The organism is Rhodococcus sp. H29-C3 (assembly GCF_030063405.1).
Taxonomy (GTDB): domain Bacteria; phylum Actinomycetota; class Actinomycetes; order Mycobacteriales; family Mycobacteriaceae; genus Rhodococcoides.
This window is the reverse complement of record NZ_JASITC010000005.1, coordinates 288673-306847: the sequence shown is the minus strand read 5'-3', so window position 1 is coordinate 306847 and position 18175 is coordinate 288673. Positions and strand designations below refer to the sequence as shown.

Annotated in this window: 22 protein-coding genes; 7 read left to right on the top strand and 15 right to left on the bottom strand. The window is 61.5% G+C overall.

The window, feature by feature from the left end; genetic code table 11:
* The first annotated feature begins 50 nt into the window (after positions 1 to 50).
* From QMK32_RS14470 to QMK32_RS14460, 3 genes are all read left to right on the top strand, one after another.
* Complete coding sequence (locus tag QMK32_RS14470; protein ID WP_269303664.1) at positions 51 to 884, top strand: glutamate ABC transporter substrate-binding protein; 834 nt, start codon at positions 51 to 53, stop codon at positions 882 to 884.
* A gap of 94 nt (positions 885 to 978) precedes the next feature.
* A complete protein-coding gene (locus QMK32_RS14465; RefSeq protein ID WP_136169194.1) occupies positions 979 to 1656 on the top strand; it encodes an amino acid ABC transporter permease in 678 nt (225 codons plus the stop codon).
* On the top strand, positions 1656 to 2537 hold the full coding sequence (locus QMK32_RS14460) for an amino acid ABC transporter permease (protein WP_269303661.1): 882 nt from the start codon (positions 1656 to 1658) through the stop codon (positions 2535 to 2537). The genes QMK32_RS14465 and QMK32_RS14460 overlap by 1 nt, the downstream gene beginning before the upstream one ends.
* Before the next feature lie 118 nt (positions 2538 to 2655).
* Here the strand turns inward: QMK32_RS14460 and QMK32_RS14455 are convergent, their stop codons facing one another.
* The 11 genes from QMK32_RS14455 to pgsA form a co-directional block, all read right to left on the bottom strand.
* Entirely contained in the window at positions 2656 to 3249 is a 594-nt protein-coding gene (locus tag QMK32_RS14455) for a regulatory protein RecX (protein ID WP_283475721.1), read from the bottom strand.
* Between the two features lie 15 nt (positions 3250 to 3264).
* Positions 3265 to 4305 (bottom strand): recombinase RecA, encoded by a 1041-nt coding sequence (recA, locus tag QMK32_RS14450; RefSeq protein WP_136169197.1) that lies wholly within the window; start codon positions 4303 to 4305, stop codon positions 3265 to 3267.
* A 174-nt stretch (positions 4306 to 4479) separates the two neighbouring features.
* Positions 4480 to 4674 (bottom strand): DUF3046 domain-containing protein, encoded by a 195-nt coding sequence (locus QMK32_RS14445; RefSeq protein ID WP_084348687.1) that lies wholly within the window; start codon positions 4672 to 4674, stop codon positions 4480 to 4482.
* A 24-nt stretch (positions 4675 to 4698) separates the two neighbouring features.
* On the bottom strand, positions 4699 to 5847 hold the full coding sequence (locus tag QMK32_RS14440; protein WP_283475720.1) for a glycosyltransferase: 1149 nt from the start codon (positions 5845 to 5847) through the stop codon (positions 4699 to 4701).
* A gap of 70 nt (positions 5848 to 5917) precedes the next feature.
* Complete coding sequence (locus QMK32_RS14435) at positions 5918 to 6532, bottom strand: TetR/AcrR family transcriptional regulator (protein WP_283475719.1); 615 nt, start codon at positions 6530 to 6532, stop codon at positions 5918 to 5920.
* A gap of 154 nt (positions 6533 to 6686) precedes the next feature.
* Positions 6687 to 6860 (bottom strand): hypothetical protein, encoded by a 174-nt coding sequence (locus tag QMK32_RS14430; RefSeq protein WP_283475718.1) that lies wholly within the window; start codon positions 6858 to 6860, stop codon positions 6687 to 6689.
* A gap of 117 nt (positions 6861 to 6977) precedes the next feature.
* Positions 6978 to 7769, bottom strand: a complete 792-nt coding sequence (pspM, locus tag QMK32_RS14425; protein ID WP_283475717.1) for a phage shock envelope stress response protein PspM — start codon at positions 7767 to 7769, stop codon at positions 6978 to 6980.
* A 68-nt stretch (positions 7770 to 7837) separates the two neighbouring features.
* Positions 7838 to 8653, bottom strand: a complete 816-nt coding sequence (locus QMK32_RS14420) for a PspA/IM30 family protein (RefSeq protein ID WP_269303648.1) — start codon at positions 8651 to 8653, stop codon at positions 7838 to 7840.
* A 94-nt stretch (positions 8654 to 8747) separates the two neighbouring features.
* Positions 8748 to 9125, bottom strand: a complete 378-nt coding sequence (locus QMK32_RS14415) for a helix-turn-helix domain-containing protein (protein ID WP_283475716.1) — start codon at positions 9123 to 9125, stop codon at positions 8748 to 8750.
* Positions 9126 to 9237: 112 nt separating this feature from the next.
* Complete coding sequence (locus tag QMK32_RS14410) at positions 9238 to 9423, bottom strand: CinA family protein (protein WP_283475872.1); 186 nt, start codon at positions 9421 to 9423, stop codon at positions 9238 to 9240.
* A 3-nt stretch (positions 9424 to 9426) separates the two neighbouring features.
* Positions 9427 to 10047 (bottom strand): CDP-diacylglycerol--glycerol-3-phosphate 3-phosphatidyltransferase, encoded by a 621-nt coding sequence (gene pgsA, locus QMK32_RS14405; protein WP_283475715.1) that lies wholly within the window; start codon positions 10045 to 10047, stop codon positions 9427 to 9429.
* A 224-nt stretch (positions 10048 to 10271) separates the two neighbouring features.
* Between pgsA and QMK32_RS14400 the strand changes: the two genes are divergently transcribed.
* Positions 10272 to 10760 (top strand): amino-acid N-acetyltransferase, encoded by a 489-nt coding sequence (locus QMK32_RS14400; RefSeq protein ID WP_283475871.1) that lies wholly within the window; start codon positions 10272 to 10274, stop codon positions 10758 to 10760.
* A 63-nt stretch (positions 10761 to 10823) separates the two neighbouring features.
* Positions 10824 to 11105, top strand: coding sequence for a YciI family protein (locus QMK32_RS14395; protein WP_283475714.1), 282 nt, complete (start codon positions 10824 to 10826; stop codon positions 11103 to 11105).
* Here the strand turns inward: QMK32_RS14395 and QMK32_RS14390 are convergent.
* Positions 11102 to 13486, bottom strand: a complete 2385-nt coding sequence (locus QMK32_RS14390) for an FtsK/SpoIIIE family DNA translocase (protein WP_283475713.1) — start codon at positions 13484 to 13486, stop codon at positions 11102 to 11104. The two genes, QMK32_RS14395 and QMK32_RS14390, sit on opposite strands and share 4 nt — an antisense overlap.
* Here QMK32_RS14390 and QMK32_RS14385 point away from each other — a divergent pair.
* Complete coding sequence (locus QMK32_RS14385; RefSeq protein ID WP_283475712.1) at positions 13476 to 13796, top strand: hypothetical protein; 321 nt, start codon at positions 13476 to 13478, stop codon at positions 13794 to 13796. The two genes, QMK32_RS14390 and QMK32_RS14385, sit on opposite strands and share 11 nt — an antisense overlap.
* 45 nt (positions 13797 to 13841) lie before the next feature.
* Here QMK32_RS14385 and QMK32_RS14380 read toward each other — a convergent pair whose 3' ends face one another.
* Entirely contained in the window at positions 13842 to 14465 is a 624-nt protein-coding gene (locus QMK32_RS14380; RefSeq protein WP_283475711.1) for a TIGR03085 family metal-binding protein, read from the bottom strand.
* A gap of 69 nt (positions 14466 to 14534) precedes the next feature.
* Between QMK32_RS14380 and QMK32_RS14375 the strand changes: the two genes are divergently transcribed.
* Positions 14535 to 15317, top strand: a complete 783-nt coding sequence (locus tag QMK32_RS14375) for a sulfite exporter TauE/SafE family protein (RefSeq protein WP_283475710.1) — start codon at positions 14535 to 14537, stop codon at positions 15315 to 15317.
* A gap of 99 nt (positions 15318 to 15416) precedes the next feature.
* Here the strand turns inward: QMK32_RS14375 and QMK32_RS14370 are convergent, their stop codons facing one another.
* The gene (locus QMK32_RS14370; RefSeq protein ID WP_256895916.1) at positions 15417 to 17237 is read right to left on the bottom strand and encodes a ribonuclease J; all 1821 of its coding nucleotides are present in this window, start codon (positions 17235 to 17237) and stop codon (positions 15417 to 15419) included.
* Positions 17234 to 18142 carry a 4-hydroxy-tetrahydrodipicolinate synthase gene (gene dapA, locus QMK32_RS14365; protein WP_088944327.1) on the bottom strand — a complete coding sequence of 303 codons (909 nt, stop codon included), beginning with the start codon at positions 18140 to 18142 and terminating at the stop codon, positions 17234 to 17236. Before dapA ends, QMK32_RS14370 begins: the two co-directional genes overlap by 4 nt.
* Between the last annotated feature and the right edge of the window lie 33 nt (positions 18143 to 18175).

The window sequence follows — 18175 nt, the reverse complement described above, 5'->3', positions numbered from 1 at the left end:
CGCTCTCGTCGCACGTAACAACACGTGAAATCAACATGGAGGATTAACCAGTGAGAATCACTCGCTCGATCCGTCTAGGGGTCGGCATCGCCGCACTTGCCGTCGTCGCTACCGCCTGTGGCGGGGGCGAAGAAGCCCGCAACGTCAGCAGTAGTGCTGAGAACGGCAACCTGATCGTCGGCATCAAATTCGATCAGCCCGGTCTGGGCCTCCGCAACCCGGATGGTTCCTTCAGCGGCTTCGACGTGGAGGTGGCCAAGTACGTTGCGGGCCAGCTCGGAGTGTCGGAAGAGAACATCGAGTTCAAAGAATCCCCGTCGGCTCAGCGAGAGACGCTGATCCAGAACGGTGAGGTCGACTACATCGTCGCTACCTACTCGATCACCGATACGCGCAAGGAGAAGGTCGGCTTCGCCGGACCGTACTTCGTCGCCGGCCAGTCTCTGCTGGTTGCCGACGGCAATACCGACATCACCGGGCCCGATTCACTCAGCGGCGGTAAGAAGCTGTGCTCGGTCACCGGGTCGACGCCTGCACAGAACATCGCCGACGAGTACCCCGGCGTTCAGCTACAGCCGTTCGACACATACTCGGCGTGTGTGGAAGCCCTGCGTAACGGTGCCGTCGACGCAGTGACGACCGACGACATCATCCTCGCCGGCTACGCCGCCCAGTACCCGGGCGAATTGAAGGTTGTCGGTGAGCCTTTCACCACCGAGAACTACGGAATCGGCTTGTCCAAGGACGACACCGAAGGACGTAACAAGATCAACGACGCCATCGAGGAGATGGTGTCCAGCGGGGCATGGAAGACTGCGTTCGAGGAGACCGTAGGACCTTCCGGTTACCCGCTTCCGGCACCGCCGACCGTCGACCGCTACTGACGCTCGCCGACGTCGGGGCCCGGGCAACTGCAGTTCGAATAGCTCGCCGCCCCGACGCCGGTCGAACCGCCCACGCCGATAGGACATTCCTCCATTGAACTTATTGAGCAAGTACGGCGATCAACTCGTCGACGCGTTCATCATGACGATCAAGCTGACGGTTCTGTCCGCCGTGGGTGCATTGATCCTCGGCACGATCATCGCGGCGATGCGCGTTTCGCCTATCCCTGTCGCACGCGGCATCGCGGTCGCTTACGTCACGATCTTTCGTAACACTCCATTGACGCTGATCATCCTGTTCACCTCGTTCGGCTTGTATCAGACGATGGGTGTCAATCTTGCTCCGGAGAATTCGCCGACATTTTTGGTGGACAACAACATCAGGCTCGCGGTTCTCGGCCTGAGCGTCTACACCGCGTCGTTCGTCGCAGAGTCGTTGAGGTCCGGCATCAACACCGTGCCCGTCGGCCAGGCGGAAGCTGGCCGTTCTCTGGGCATGACGTTCACCCAGAACATCACGATCGTCGTTCTCCCCCAGGCATTCCGCGCCGTCATCGCACCGCTGGGCAGTGTGTTGATCGCGTTGACCAAGAACACGACCATCGCCTCCGTGATCGGTGTCGCGGAAGCATCTCTGCTGATGAAGACGATGATCGAGAACGAAGCTGCGATCTTCGTCGTCGGTGGAATCTTTGCGCTCGGCTTCGTCGTCCTGACGCTTCCGACCGGACTCCTGTTCGGGTACCTAAGCAAGCGATTGGCGGTGAAGTGATGAGTGATGCTGTAGCTGTTCTCTACGACGTCCCGGGGCCCAAGGCGAAACTGAGGTACCGGATCCTCTCCGGTGCCGTTCTGCTCGTCTCTCTGGGCATCGCGTATCTCATCTACTTGGCACTCGACTCCAAAGGTCAGCTGACAGCTGACAAATGGGATCCGTTCGTCACTGCCAGCACGTGGACTACGTATCTACTTCCCGGCGTCAAGGGAACTCTGATCGCGGCGGCGATCTCGATCGTCTTCGCGTTGGTCCTCGGCGCTGTTCTCGGTATCGGAAGATTGTCCGACCATCGCGCCATCCGCATCGTCAGCGGTGTGCTCGTCGAACTTTTCCGCGCAGTTCCGGTGCTGATTCTGATGATCTTCTTGTACGCGGTCTATGCCGAGTACCAAGTTTTCAAAGTCAGTTACCTCGCTCTGGCTGCAGTGGTGACCGGTCTTACGCTCTACAACGGCTCTGTCATCGCCGAAATCGTTCGTGCCGGTGTCAATTCGCTCCCGAAGGGGCAAACCGAAGCGGCCGATGCTTTGGGCATGCGCAAGAACCAAGTCATGCGGATCATCTTGCTACCTCAGGCGATCACAGCGATGCTGCCGGCGATCATCTCGCAGATGGTGGTTGCACTGAAGGATTCGGCGTTGGGCTACATCATCGGCTACGTCGAAGTGGTGCGAGCCGGTCAGCAGGTCGGTGCGTTCTATGGCAATTACCTTCCCTCGCTCGTCCTCGTTGCGGTCATCATGATCGCTATCAACTCGCTACTCACCAAGCTGGCAACGGTTGTCGAGCGTCGATTGCGTCAGAAGAAGCGGAAGACAGGTGGGACTGTCCTCGCAGCGTCGGACTTCGGCGGGGGTCCCGCAGGCGCAGCCTGAATTGTTGGACCGCGCTGGCCACTGGACCGGCCGGTCTCGGACCGAGAGAAGAAGCCCGCAACACGTTTCGGTGTTGCGGGCTTCTTCTGTATCGACGGTGACGAGTTCGGGTGGACGATCACCCGAACTCGTCACCGTCGAAGTCTTGGGTATCGAAATGATCAGCGTTCGAGTCCTCGGTCCCGATCCGCGCAAGCTCGGCTTTCACGATTGCGTACGCCATTCCTGCCGAATAGCCACGCCGAGCGAGCATTCCGACTAGTTTTCGTGCAATCTTGTCTCGTTCGGCACGGGCCTCAGCACCGGATCCATCAGGCACTGTCAGATTGCGGCAACGCTTGTGAACAAGTTCGGTTGCCCGGACACGCTCGTCCTCGGTGTCTATTTGATCGAGCGCGTTGAGAGCATCCTCATTGCTGACACCTTTGGCGCGCAGCTCGACGCTCAGGGCCCGCTTGCCTTTGCCCGAGTAGGTATGGCGTGAATGCACCCACTGCTCCGCAAAGGCCTGGTCGTCCACAAGGTTCGCGGCTTCCAACCTCTTCAGGACTGCATCCGCGACTTCCGGACTGAACCCCTTCTTGCTCAGGCGAGTCTCGAGTTCGTGTCGGCTTCGCGCACGATCGGTGAGGAGCCGAAGGCAGACATCTTTCGCCTGCGCTTCGGTGCCCCCACCGTCGGTTTCCTGTTCTTGTTCGGATCGCTGTTTCACAGCGGGTCACCCGTGTCAGAACTCGACCGGAGCAGCCTTCTCGTCATCGACTGCTGTGACGTCGGCACCGATCTGCAGCTTCTCCATGATCTTCTTCTCGATCTCGTCACGGATATCGGGATTCTCGAGCATGAACTTGCGGGCGTTCTCCTTGCCCTGCCCCAGCTGATCCCCGTCGTAAGTGAACCAAGATCCCGACTTGCGGATGAATCCGTGCTCGACGCCCATGTCGATGAGCGAACCTTCGCGGCTGATGCCCTTGCCGTAGATGATGTCGAATTCTGCTTGCTTGAACGGGGGCGCAACCTTGTTCTTGACGACCTTGACGCGGGTGCGGTTACCGATTGCCTCGGTGCCGTCCTTGAGCGTCTCGATGCGCCGGATATCGAGGCGGATGGAGGCATAGAACTTGAGAGCCTTGCCACCCGTCGTAGTTTCGGGTGAGCCGAACATGACGCCGATCTTTTCGCGCAGCTGGTTGATGAAGATGACCGTGGTGCCGGAGTTGCTCATGGCACCGGTCATCTTGCGTAGCGCTTGGCTCATCAGTCGGGCCTGAAGACCGACGTGACTGTCACCCATTTCGCCTTCGATCTCGGCTCGGGGGACAAGAGCGGCCACCGAGTCGATGACCACGATGTCGAGAGCGCCCGAACGAACCAGCATGTCCGCAATTTCGAGTGCTTGTTCACCCGTATCCGGCTGCGAGACGAGCAATGCGTCGGTATCGACACCGAGCTTCTGCGCGTAGTCAGGATCGAGTGCGTGCTCAGCGTCGATGAAGGCAGCGATTCCGCCGGCACGCTGAGCACTGGCCACTGCATGCAACGCGACAGTCGTCTTACCTGAGGACTCCGGGCCGTAGACCTCGACGACACGGCCACGCGGCAGCCCACCGATACCGAGCGCGACGTCCAGAGCAATGGAACCGGTGGGGATGACAGCAATAGGTTGGCGGACCTCGTCGCCGAGGCGCATCACCGATCCCTTACCGAAATTCTTGTCGATCTGCGCAAGTGCGAGATCGAGTGCTTTGTCGCGATCGTATGCAGCCATCGTGATCTCCTCAGTGTGGTCTGTGACAGCGTGGTCTCGTTGAGAGTGTTGTCGGTAACGGTAGAGCTGGGTACCGACAAGAACTGCCCGAGACCGCTGTGTAACCGAATGACATCAGCATAGGGGAACACCTGTTCGATTGCATCAGGCGGCTCCCGGACACGCCGGGGAGAATCACCACCGGGATTTGGGCACGTCGAATTCACTACACAGCGCACGCCATACATCGCGGGGATCGACACCTGCTTCGATCGCTTCCGCTCCCGTCATACCGTTAAGACCAGTGATGACGTGATCGACCAGCATCGAGTCACCACGCATCCGGCCGAACTCCTCGACTAGCAACTCCTGGAACTCGGTCAATCGCACCGGACAACCGTAACCGAGGACGCGTCACCGCAGAACGTCGCGGCACACCTCTACGGGATCCTCCACGTCGGCGGCACTCGCCGAAGCCGAGCGTGCAGCGTCGGTGAAACTTTCGCCCCCGAGCACACGGAGGACGGCGTCCGCGATTGCTCCAGGGGTCGGCGGGCGAACAATGACCGCGCTCCCCTGCCGTGCCGCGCGATTGGCCAGTTCCCATTGGTCTCCGCCACCGGGGATCGCGACGACGGGGACTCCGTGGATCAGTGCCTTCGCCAACAACCCGTGCCCGGACCCACATACGACGACGTCTGCGTGGTCAAGGAGATGGTCCTGCCGGCCGAGCCCCGCTGTAGCCCAGTTCGGTAGTTCGGCCGGGGGCTCGTCGAGCATCGAGGCGACCAACCGCACCCCGCTTCCCGCAAGGCCTTCCACGGTCGCCTCGAGCATTCCCTGGGCGCCGGTGAACGCAGTCGAAGGAGCCACCATGACCACAGGACCGTCGCCAGGCGGAATCGGCAGGACTTCTGTTGTCGGCTCCCACAACAGGGGTCCGACGACGTGTGCCTCGATCGGCCAGTCCGGCCTCGGAACCTCCAGGGCGGGAATGGTGGCGATCAGACGTGCAGCGGGCCCCGGATCTTCGACAGGCAAGCCGACCCCGACACGTGCGGCTCCGCGTTGGGACTTTCCCTGGGCTATGGATCTGCCGGTCGCAGCTCGCATCAACGTGTCACGTAAACGACCCCGAACACCTGTCCCCGGGGCAAGGCCGCTCCCGATCGGAGGCAATCCCTTCGACGGTGCGTACAACGGATGCGGTGACAATTCGACCCACGGGATGCCGAGCCGTTCGGCGGCCAACCCGCCTCCGGCGGTAAGGATGTCGGATACAACCAGATCGACGTCGGCATTCTGCAGATCCGGCAATAGTTCGGTGGAGATGAAGGCTGCCCGCGAATGAATCCGCTGGCCTGCATCCATATCGTCGTCCTCGGGCCGTGGTGTCAGGCCTTTGAGCAACCGGGTGTCGATACCCACGGCGGTGGCCGCGTCGATCCACCTCGAACCGGTGAACAGTATCGGCACATCACCTGCGGAGGCGAACAAGTGGCACAGCGCAATAGCGGGAAAGGCATGCCCTGGGTCGGGGCCGGCTACCACAGCTACTCGCACGCCGCTCAGAGTGCCATACCTACGTGATCGACGAATACCTGCCTGCTCGAAGCCGAGTCGACGTCGGGCTTCACCGATCGAGCGGACGCAGGTACGAGTCGACGGCGTAGGCGAACTCGGCGACCAGATCGTCACCCGGGATCCGACCCGACACCATCTCTGCCGACTGCACAGCGGACTGGACCATCAACAGCAACACGGTCGCCATATGGCTCGGCAGGCCATCGCGAATAGACGAGTCCCGTTGGCCACCTTCGATGATGGGCACCAAACCGTCGATGATCAGCGATTGGCTCTTGCCGAGGCGATGCAGGATGTACGTCGCGAGGATTTCGGGATCGGAACGAAGAATTTTTACGAATAGTGGATGGATACGTATGCCGTCGGCCACCGCCGAGACAGAGGACGTGATCTGCCTCCGGGCAGAGGCAGCGGGATCGAACCTTGGCATCACGGCACCGATCTCGCGGGTCAGCAGGCTGGAGACGACCGCTCGGGTGTCGGACCAACGCCGGTAGACGGTCGGCCTGCTGACTTTTGCCCGACGGGCGATCTCGGCGAGAGTAGTTCGGCGGACCCCGTATTCGAGAATGCACGAGCGAGCAGCGTCGAGCACCTGATCTTCGACCGAGAAAATGGCGATGTCATCGGCGGAGATCTCGCCCAGTTCGGTCTGCTGGCTCACTCCTGCACCCCGTTCATGTCCGCGATTCGTAGGCCGATCCAACGCATTCACCGAACAGTGCACCGGACCCGGGTTGCACACGTCATCGATGTGCAAAATTGTAGTTCATGTCCGGCGGCCGGACTGTCGAGCTACCCAGCTCGTCGCCGCCGATCTAGAGTTTGGTCAAGTCTCGATTTTCCTGGCCGGTCACTGCCTTGAACAACCAGTACAACCCGAAGACGATGGCGCCCGCGACGGTTATCGCGAACAGTCCTTTGATCACTGCTCCGAAAACTGCGAATGCAAGCCACACCAGCACGATGATGCCGAGGATTTTCCAGAACATTTCTTTCATCTCCCTTTCACTTGAGTCGATACCGATCCTGACATGCCGGATAGACGAAATCACCGGGTCGGCAACGAGATCAGGGAAAGATGGGTGATGACCCCGACATGGTCCTGTTCAGGAGTGACGGCGCCGGATCTCGGCTAGTTCCTCCAGCGCGAAGGCCCAGCCCTGGAGTTTGTCCGTAGCGGAGGAAAGCTCTGCGCGCCGGGTAGCGACCGCACTCGACGGCATTCCCGTCGGAGAGGTCAGCCGCGCGGCTGCTTCTACGAGCTCCTCGTATTGGTCCACACCGGCTTCGAGTTCCGCGGCAGCGCCGCTGATCGAGCTGGTCAGATGGATGCCGGCTCGTGTGTTGGACTCCGCTGCACGCTCCATCGCGACCATGTCGGTTGCCATGTCCGTCAACGCAGCGGCCGCAGCGTAGGCGACCTCGGTGGTGTCCAGAATGTCCTCGGAGGCGATCGAATCGGACCTCTGCAGAACTCCGGTCAACTCGTACAGGCTCCGTTGTGCACCTGCAAGGCGGTTCATCGCCGTGTAGGCCGACGAGTGCCGCGCGGGAAGCATGCTCTTCCCCGGCTTGCGGGCCGGGAGTGGCTCAGCCTTCAACTGCTTGTATCGGGTGATGGCAAAAACGGTGGGTACGGCGAGAAGGGCGGCTCCGCCGCCGGCCGCGATCATGGTCCATTCCGGCGCAGACGCCACGGCAAGCCCGGCTGTCGACAGCGCGGAAGCGCCGGTGGCTCCGCCGAACCACGATCCACGACGGCGCGCTCGACGAACTCGCCGAATTTGCTTCTGACGAGGATCGTTCCATTTACTTGCAGCCTCGACGACGGACTCGCCGATGCGGCGTGCCGAGTCCGCAGCATCCTTGGCGGCCGAGATCGTGCTGGAAACAGACATGGCCGACCACGTAGGTGGTCGACCATGGTGTTGTTTCGTCATACTTGCAGATCCAAGTCCTCTACGCGTCAGTGCTGCGCAGGTGGTTCCGGGGTTGCATTGGGTGACTTGGCGATCGACGGCTTGGATGTTCCCGTCGCGTTGCCGGACGGGAGTGCGTCACCTGCCATCGAAGCACGGATCTGCTCCAGACGGCTGTGCCCGGCCATCTGAACCGACGCCTGCTGCACCTCCATCATCCGACCCGACACAGTGTTCTGCGCCAGTTCGGCCGAGCCGAGGGCATCCGCGTAGCGACGTTCGATCTTGTCGCGAACTGCATCGAGGCTCGGGGTATTACCGGGCGCGGACAGCGTGCTGTCCATCGATCGGAGTGATTCGCTGACCTTCTCCTGCATCTTCGCCTGCTCGAGCTGGCTGAGCAATTTTGTACGCTCGGCCACCTTGGCCTGCAGAGCCATCGCATTTTGCTCCACGGCCTTCTTCGCCTGCGATGCGGCCTGCAAAGACTGGTCGTGTAGGACCTTGAGGTCCTCGACACCCTGCTCGGCAGTGACGAGCTGAGCTGCGAATGCCTCGGCAGCATTAGTGTACTGCGTCGCTTTGTCGATATCGCCTGCAGAGGACGCCTGGTCGGCAAGCGTGACTGCCTGGCGAGCGTTCGCATTCAGCTTCTCGACCTCGTCGAGCTGACGGCTCAGCTTCATCTCCAGCTGACGCTGGTTGCCGATAACCGAGGCCGCCTGCTGGGACAGCGCCTGGTGCTGCCGCTGCGCATCCTCGATTGCCTGCTGAATCTGAACCTTGGGGTCGGCCTTCTCGTCGATCTTGGAATTGAAGAGCGCCATCATGTACTTCCAGGCTTTGACGAAAGGATTAGCCATGGGTTGATCCTGCCTCCATCTTTGGCGCCGCGTTACACGCGTAGTGGGTGAACATGCACGTGTCGAAAAGGATACTGGTTGCGGCTATCCTGCGTCAGGCTGCTGCGAGTGCACGTGCGGGCGCTGGGATGACGACGCGAGTCTCACCCGCAATACGTGGCGACCCGCTACCGCTCTTCTTCGGCCCGTTGTCGGCGATAGGAAGCCCGGTGCCGTCGGCCGTCGAGGCGGGGCCAGTGGACACGAGCAGCGAGTCACTGACGTCGCTCATCACGTCGGACAACGGAACCGCCAACGCGGTGCAGATGGCGGCCAGCAGTTCGCTCGATGCCTCTTTCCTGCCACGTTCGACTTCCGACAGATATCCGAGGCTCACGCGCGCGGTGTTCGAGACCTCGCGCAGTGTGCGACTCTGTGCAACGCGAGTGCGCCGCAGACTGTCGCCGAGTGCTTCACGCAATAGCAGCGCCATCTCGCTCCTCCTCGTTCGAATCCATGTCGTTCGAATCCATGTCTCGTTCGTTTTCAGCTACATCGACCATCTTCAGCTACAACGCTGGGTGGGGCCCGATTGGTTCCCGACCCTATACGTCGCCGCGCAGGCTCACCCGTCGAAACGGCTCCGAGATCGCACTACGCACTGTATCGCGTCGGATCGTCCAACGGTCGCCCGACAGTCGGAGGTTATGCACCTGAGTCCCCTCGGGACCCGCGACTGCGACGAAGACCGTCCCCACCTCGTGTCCGTCCCGACCCGTCGACGAGCGGATCGGTCACGACTTCACCCGCCGGCGCAGGCGAATGGCCTGGACCACGTAGTCGAGTCCGGTGTAGACAGTCAAGAACACCGCCAGGCCCATCAGCGCGATGGATACCCCTCGCATCTCGTCGGGCAAGGGCAGGAGATACATTCCGATCGCAAAACTCTGTACCAAAGTCTTGACCTTGCCACCGCGTCCTGCCGGGATCACGCCGTGCCGGATCACCGCGAATCTGACGAGTGTGATGCCCACTTCGCGTGCCGCGATGACCACGGTCACCCACCAGGGCAGGTCTCCGAGGATCGACAGTCCGACGAGTGCTGCACCGATCAGCGCCTTGTCTGCGATCGGATCCGCAATCTTTCCGAAATCGGTGACCAACCCGTATTTGCGGGCGAGCTGCCCGTCGATCCGGTCGGTGATCGCCGCGACCGCAAATACCACCGTCGCGGCTATTCGCCATCCGCTGTCGTGACCGTCTCCGACGAAGAGCACGGCGAGAAACACCGGAACGAGAGCAATTCGAAGCATCGTCAAAATGTTGGCGATATTGACGATGGGAGCAGGTTCGACGTTCCCGGTGCTCGAGTTGCTGTGTGGCAGATTCGGGCCGGGAGCCAGGGGTTCGCTCATACCGCCGAGTCCCTGATGCCGATACGCCGACAAAGGTGTCCAGATTCATTTCGGACCAGTTCGGTTACGGACACACGAAAAGAATATCCGTTGCAACGTTGACTACTGTTCACCACATGACTTCTGGGCCGAACCGGGCGAGTCGACACCACGTCGACGAAGAGACCGACAACGCACTCGATACGACTTTCGATCGCCGCGAGGCCTCCCGTTCCAGCGACGACGTGGTCGTCCGCCGTGCTCGAACGTCCGACATCCCGGAGATCAAGCGACTGATCGACATCTACGCCGGGAAGATCCTGCTCGAAAAAAACCTGGTCACGCTGTACGAAGCGGTTCAGGAGTTCTGGGTCGCCGAGCAAGGAGACAGCGTCATCGGCTGTGGTGCGCTCCACGTCTTGTGGTCCGACCTCGGCGAGGTACGTACGGTCGCGGTGGACCCTGCTGCCAAGGGCCTCGGTGCCGGCCGTCTCATCGTCGACACTTTGATCCGAGTGGCTCGTGACCTGGCACTCCAGAAGCTCTTCGTACTCACCTTCGAGGTGGACTTCTTCACGCGGCACGGATTTCTCGAGATCGAGGGAACACCCGTCACTGCCGAGGTCTACGCCGAAATGTGCAGGTCGTACGACACCGGTGTCGCGGAATTCCTCGACCTGAGTTACGTGAAGCCGAACACCCTCGGCAACACGCGAATGCTGCTCCCCCTCTGAAACAATCCAGGCTGAAACAATCCAGGGCGAACTCGATTCGCATACTCCGAAAGATGAAACTTCATGGCACTGTTCGCCGTTGTCTACACCTACTCCCCCAGTACGACCGCGGGGCGAGACACTCATCGCGCCAACCATCGTGCCTGGCTCGCCGACCTGCTGGAGAAGAAGACCCTCGTCTCCAGCGGCCCTTACACCGATGGCAGCGGCGCTTTGATCATCGTCGACGGAACCGACGTCGACTCGGTGAAGACCTTGTTCGCGCAAGACCCGTTCGCCACCGAAAACTTGATCGAGACGTCTGACGTCACCGAGTGGAAACCTGTCATGGGTGCGTTTGCCTAGTCATCGTCGGCAGGCGCCTCGTCCGGGTCGCCACCTCGAATAGACCACAGCAACCCGTCTAGCTCGTCGGGCTTGATCAGAACCTCGCGAGCCTTCGAGCCCTCACTGGGCCCGACGACTCCTCGGTTCTCCATCAGGTCGATCAATCGCCCGGCCTTGGCGAATCCGACGCGCAGCTTGCGCTGCAACATCGACGTCGAACCGAACTGGCTGGTCACCACCAGTTCGACGGCCTGGAGCAGGACATCGAGATCATCGCCGATGTCGGGATCGACGTCCTTCTTCTCCGACGCCTTTGCCGCGGTGACTGTCTCGTTGTACTCCGGCTCTGCTTGGTTCTTGGCGAAGTCGACGACTGCCGAGATCTCTTCGTCGGTGATGAAGGCGCCCTGTAGACGAGTCGGTTTACCTGCACCCATCGGCAGGAAGAGTGCATCGCCCATACCGATCAGCTTCTCGGCGCCGGGCTGATCGAGGATGACTCGGGAGTCGGTGAGCGAGGACGTCGCGAACGCAAGACGTGAGGGCACGTTGGTCTTGATCAGACCGGTAACGACGTCGACAGAGGGTCTCTGCGTGGCAAGGACGAGGTGGATCCCTGCCGCGCGGGCCTTCTGGGTGATGCGAACGATGGCATCTTCGACGTCCCGCGGAGCGGTCATCATCAGGTCCGCGAGCTCGTCGACGATCGCGAGAATGTATGGATACGGCCGGTAGACACGTTCGCTTCCGAGCGGCGCGGTGATCTCACCGGATCGCACCTTCTTGTTGAAGTCGTCGATGTGCCGGACCTTGTTGATCTGCATGTCTTGGTACCGCTGTTCCATCTCCTCGACCAGCCATGCCAATGCTGCCGCCGCCTTCTTCGGCTGCGTGATGATCGGGGTGATCAGGTGCGGAATACCTTCGTACGGTGTCAGCTCGACCATTTTCGGGTCGATCAGGATCATGCGAACCTCGTCCGGCGTCGCGCGTGCGAGTAGTGAGACGAGCATCGAGTTCACGAAGCTGGACTTACCGGATCCGGTGGAACCGGCAACGAGAAGGTGCGGCATCTTGGCCAGGTTGGCGCTCTGGAAGTTTCCTTCGATGTCCTTACCGAGTCCGATCACCAGCGGATGATGATCCTTACGGGTCGATGTCGCGGTGAGCACATCGGCGAGTCGGACCATCTCGCGGTCCGAGTTCGGCACCTCGATGCCGACTGCAGATTTTCCTGGGATCGGCGCAAGTAGACGCACGTTGTCGGTTGCGACCGCGTACGCGATATTGCGCGCGAGCGCTGTGATCTTCTCGACCTTGACGCCGGGTCCGAGTTCGACCTCGTACCGGGTGACGGTGGGTCCACGGGTGAAGCCCGTTACTGCCGCATCGATCTTGAATTGGTCGAGAACCTCGGAGATAGCCTCGATCATCGTGTCGTTGGCCTGGCTACGAGTCTTGGGTGGATCGCCGTCGATCAACAGTGACAGCGGCGGCAGTGTGTAGTCCCCGTCGACGACGCGGTCGACGACGATCTTGTCTTCCTCGGCTTCGGGCTTCGGCTCCACGGCCTTGACGATCGGCTTGGGCTTGGGGCGAGCGGGAGGTGCGGTCGGCGCCTGTGTTGCAGGTTCCATGACCTCGGTCGGCTCTTCGACCGGGGGCGCTGCTTTTCGTGCACGAGGCTTCTTGACCGGAACATATTCTTCGGTCGGGTAGTTGCCGTACGGATCGGCGCTCGGTCCGTCGGTGGGGTATCCGTCGACGTCGAATCCGGAGCTGTCGTTGTCGCCGTAGCCGTCGCTGAAGTCGGCCCCGAAATCTGCTGGGTCGTAGTCTCCGTATTCATCGCCTCGACTGTCCGTGCCGAACAACGATCGAAGACGATCCGGGATGTCGCGCACCGTGGTTCCGGTCAGCAGAAGCACACCGAACAGACCTGCCAGCAGGAGGAGCGGTACAGCGAGCCAGACGGTCAGACCGTCGGTGATCGGGCCTCCTGCAACGTACCCGACGAAACCGCCACCATCGGAGCGGCCGGCCGAGTCGGACGGTGAACCCGCAGCCAGATGCCACAGTCCCAGAATCGGAAGCGCGAGCAGGATCGACCCGAGAACCAGTCGCGGTCGGATGTCGGGATTCGGTTCCGAGCGCATCAGGATGACCGCGATCGCGACTCCGAGTGCCGGCACGATGTATCCGGCTCCACCGATGACGGCGCGGACCGCGATCTCGATCCCCTCCCCTACGGGCCCGCCAGCGCTGAACCACACGGCTGCGGCGACGACGACGCACAGAGCGATCAGACCCAGTGCGATCCCGTCGCGTCGGTGGCCGTGGTCGATGTCCTTGGCCTTGCTGACGGTTCGAGTCGTTGCGCCGACGCCTTTGGCTGCCATCGACCACGTCGAGGAAATTCCGCGTCCGACGGCAGAGGCCACACCACCGGTGTTCTTCTTGGACGGTCGACGAGAACCAGTACCTCCACGCGCCGGTGGCGACTTGCGCGCCGAAGGTGCAGTGCGCGCCGAAGGTGCAGTGCGGGCCGATGGCGACGTTCGTGGGGCTGTGGGTTTACGTGGTGTGCTCACCGTGCGCCCCCCGGAAGACTTGCGTGATCCCCCCGAAGCCCGCGACGTCGACGAGGTACCGGCGCCGCCGGTACCCGAACTTCGAGTGCTGGTCTTTCCTGCCATACCCCTAGGTTAGTCGCAAGGGCACCTTCGAAACCATCCGCAACACGAGCAACAGGGCTCAGAGGCTCCGATCGAGCGCGTCGAGCGCCTCGACATCGCGAGGATCTCCTTCCTTTTCGAGCCGGACAGCGCTCCGACCGAATGCATGCAGCAACAGTTCCGAAGGTGGTCCGATCAGAGTGACCTGACCTCGTGAGCTCTTTTTGACGGTCACGGACCGTCCATCGGTCGTACGCAATTCCACCCCGATCGGAGCTCGGCGATAGGACTTACGCCCGATCAACCCCACGGTCGAGAACAATTTGTCTTCCATAGCTCGCGGCAACGTTCGCGGTGACCACTCAGGCTGCGCGCGACGCAGGTCTTCGTGATGAACGAACATTTCGCCGACGTTGATCAACGGATCGAGGATCTTGAACGGTGACCAGATGGGCGGTCCCGTCCGAATGTCCTCGACCAGCTTGTCGAAAGGCCTGGAAGCTACCTGGCTCTGGACCTTCTCGGTATACCCGGCGAGGAACGGAATCAGAATTCCAGGTGCGGCATCCAACCGACGCTCCCGAACGACGAGGTGCGCGGCCAGATCACGGCCCGTCCACCCACCGCACAACGTCGGTGTGTCCTCCCCCAACTCTTCCAATGTACGTACTAGGGCTGCGCGTTCATCCTGTGCAAGGCTCACATCGAACCACCGTACGTGCGTACGTCCCCCGTGCACAGTCTTCGGCGCGGCGTCCGTAACCTCGGTTCGGTGCCTGTATCGGAAATTCTCGTCATTCTCGTAGCGGGCTTCGGTGCTGGAGCCATCAATGCCGTCGTCGGTTCCGGAACTCTGATCACCTTTCCAACTCTCGTCGCCTTCGGATATCCCCCGCAGATCGCGACGATGTCGAATGCGATCGGATTGGTCGCCGGTAGCGCTTCCGGCACGTGGGGTTATCGACGAGAACTCGCAGGGCAGTGGCACCGGTTGCGCTGGCAGATACCCGCATCGTTCTTCGGTGCGCTACTCGGCGCGTGGCTGCTGCTGCACCTGCCTCCGTCCGTCTTCATTGCGGTGGTTCCAGTACTTCTCATCGCTGCCTTGATTCTCGTGGTCCTCCAGCCCCGCATTCAGGCGTGGGCAAGACGCCGCTCGGAGGCGGCCGGTGAAGCCGCTGACCATGTCAGCCGGGCGAAGCTGATACTGCTGACCATCGGGACGTTCGTGGTCGGAATCTATGGCGGCTATTTCACTGCAGCGCAGGGGATCCTACTGATCGGTGTGATGGGGGTGCTGCTTCCCGAGTCGATACAGCGAATGAACGCGGCCAAGAACTTGCTCTCGCTCATCGTCAACGTCGTCGCGGCGCTCGCTTACACGATCTTCGCGTTCAATCAGATCAGCTGGGCTGCAGCAGGTTTGATAGCCGTCGGATCGGTCCTAGGCGGGTCGGTGGGTGCGCGGTACGGAAGACGTCTCTCACCATGGGCACTGCGGAGCGCAATCGTCGTTCTGGGCCTCATCGGACTGTGGCGGCTGGTCTTGGCCTAGTCCTAGTCCTGGGCCTCGACTTGGAAGTGAAAGCAGACGACTCCGCCCCGCAGCTCTCGAGCTTCTGCGGGGCGGAGTCGGTCGAAAACAAAGAAACTGTCAGTTCACTGCCATGACTGTCGGAACGATCATCGGCTTACGGCGGTACTTGTCTGCAACCCACCGGCCGACTACGCGTCGCACGGCCTGCGCAATGCGATGGGTGTCGGTGACACCGTCGGTCGCAAGGCGCTGCAGTTCGGCCTCCACGAGTTGAACGGTGGCTTTGAGAGCAGTCGGATCGTCGGAGAATCCGCGACCGGACACTTCGGGGGTCGTGACCGCCCGCCCTGTTGTCGAATCGATGGCGACGGTGATGGCGATGAAGCCGCCTTCGCCGAGAACGAGTCGGTCCGACAATGTCGAGTCGCCCACGTCGCCCACGGACAAGCCGTCGACGTACACGTGTCCGACCGGGACCTGACCGACGATGCGAGCCAAACCATCGACCATGTCGACGACGACGCCGTCTTCGGCGAGCACGACACGGTCCTCGGCAACACCGGTGGCCTTGGCGAGTGCTGCGTTCGCACGGAGGTGACGCCACTCGCCGTGCACAGGCATGACGTTCGTGGGACGGACCGCGTTGTACAGGTAGAGCAGTTCACCCGCAGACGCGTGGCCCGACACATGGACCTTCGCGTTCTGCTGGGTCACGACCGTAGCTCCACGCTTGGCCAGACCGTTGACGACAGCGAAGACGGAGTTCTCGTTGCCGGGGATCAACGACGATGCCAGCACGACGAGGTCGTTGGCCTTGACGTTGATCTGTCGGTGTTCGCCGCGAGCCATCCGTGACAATGCCGAGAGCGGCTCGCCCTGAGAGCCCGTGGAAATCAACACGAGTCGGTCGTCAGGAAGCGTCGCGGCAGTGTCGACGTTGACCTCCAGGCCTTCGGGCACACGGAGGTAACCCAGATCCTGAGCGATCTGCATATTGCGGACCATCGAGCGGCCGACGAAGGCGATTCGACGGTTGTACCGCTCTGCGACGTCGATGACCTGCTGGATTCGATGCACGTGACTTGCGAAAGATGCCACGATGACACGCTGCTTGGCTTTGCCGATGACGGTGTCGAGCACACCACCGATCTCGCGCTCGGGTGTGACGAATCCGGGGACCTCAGCGTTGGTGGAGTCCACCAAGAAGAGATCTACGCCCTCGTCACCGAGACGTGAGAAGCCTGCAAGGTCGGTCAACCGGCCATCGAGCGGCAACTGGTCGAGCTTGATGTCGCCCGTGTGCAGAACGACGCCCGCGTCGGTACGTATCGCGATGGCCAACGCGTCGGGAATCGAGTGGTTGACGGCGAAGTACTCGCACTCGAACGGTCCGTGGCTCGTCTTCTGGCCTTCGACGACCTCGACGAGATTCGGCCGCAGACGATGCTCACGGCACTTTGCTGCGACGAGAGCAAGCGTGAACTTCGAACCGATGACAGGAACGTCCGGCCGCAGCCGCAGCAGGAAAGGTACGGCACCGATATGGTCCTCGTGGCCGTGGGTGAGAACAACGGCCTCGACGTCGGCCATTCGGTTCTCGATGTGCCGGAAGTCGGGAAGGATCAGGTCGACGCCAGGCTGCTGATCTTCGGGGAAGAGCACGCCGCAGTCGACGATCAGGAGCTTGCCCTGATGCTCGAAGACGGTCATGTTCCGGCCGATTTCACCGATGCCACCCAGGGCAACGATACGTAGCCCCTTGGACGGCGCCTTCGGAGGCAATCCGAGGCGTGCTGTCGGGTCGATCGCTTTACGGGTATCGGGGCGTTGCGTCTTCGCCGAGTTCTGCGCCACGGGACGTGACGACTGAGCGGGTCGTTCTGCCGGAGGTCCGGCATTTCGGGTTGCGCGGCCGCGTGATCTGGGTGGTCTACTCATACAAGCACTCCTGCTGCTCGCAGGTCAGCTGCGAGCAATTCGATTTGGTCGATGCTCGGTGGCACCTGGGGAAGTCTGGGTTCGCCGACATCGATTCCGATGAGGCGTAGGCCCGCCTTCGCTGCACTGACCCCGCCGAGGCGGGAGACCGAGCGAATGACGGGGATGAGGCTGGCATTGATGGCCTGCGCGCGCGCAATGTCACCAACCATGAATGCGGTGTGCAGTTCGCGGACGCGAGCCGGGACAAGATGGCTGATGACGCTGACGAAACCGGTAGCTCCGACGGACAGCCACGGGAGATTGAGTGGATCGTCTCCCGAAAAGAACTGCAGACCAGTGGACGCTATCAGTTCGGCGCCGGCATTGAGATCGCCCTTCGCATCCTTGACGGCAAGAATTCTGGGATGCTCCGCCAACCGGCGTAATGTTTCGGTCTCGATCGGGACGACCGAGCGCGGCGGAATGTCATACAACATGACAGGCAGATCGGTTGCGTCGGCAACAGCGGTGAAATGCGCATACAGACCGACCTGCGGTGGACGGGAATAGTACGGCGTCACGACGAGAAGGCCGTGTGCGCCTGCCCGCGCGGCATCACGAGCGAGTTCAACGCTGTGTGCTGTGTCGTTGCTGCCCGCACCGGCAATGATCCGGGCGCGGTGTCCGACGGCTGCGATGACCGCCCGCATCAATTCGAGCTTCTCGTTCTCGGTGGTGGTCGGTGACTCTCCGGTTGTTCCAGCCAGAACCAAGCCGTCGTTTCCCTGTTCCACCAGGTGATGAGCGAGACGCACTCCCGAATCTATGTCCAACTTTCCGTCGGCAGTGAATGGCGTCACCATAGCGGTGAGCACCGTGCCGAACGGTGGCTGGATGGGAGGAGCGGCGTCACCGTATGTCATGGTCAGCAAGGTTACCCGGTGCTACCGGCGGTC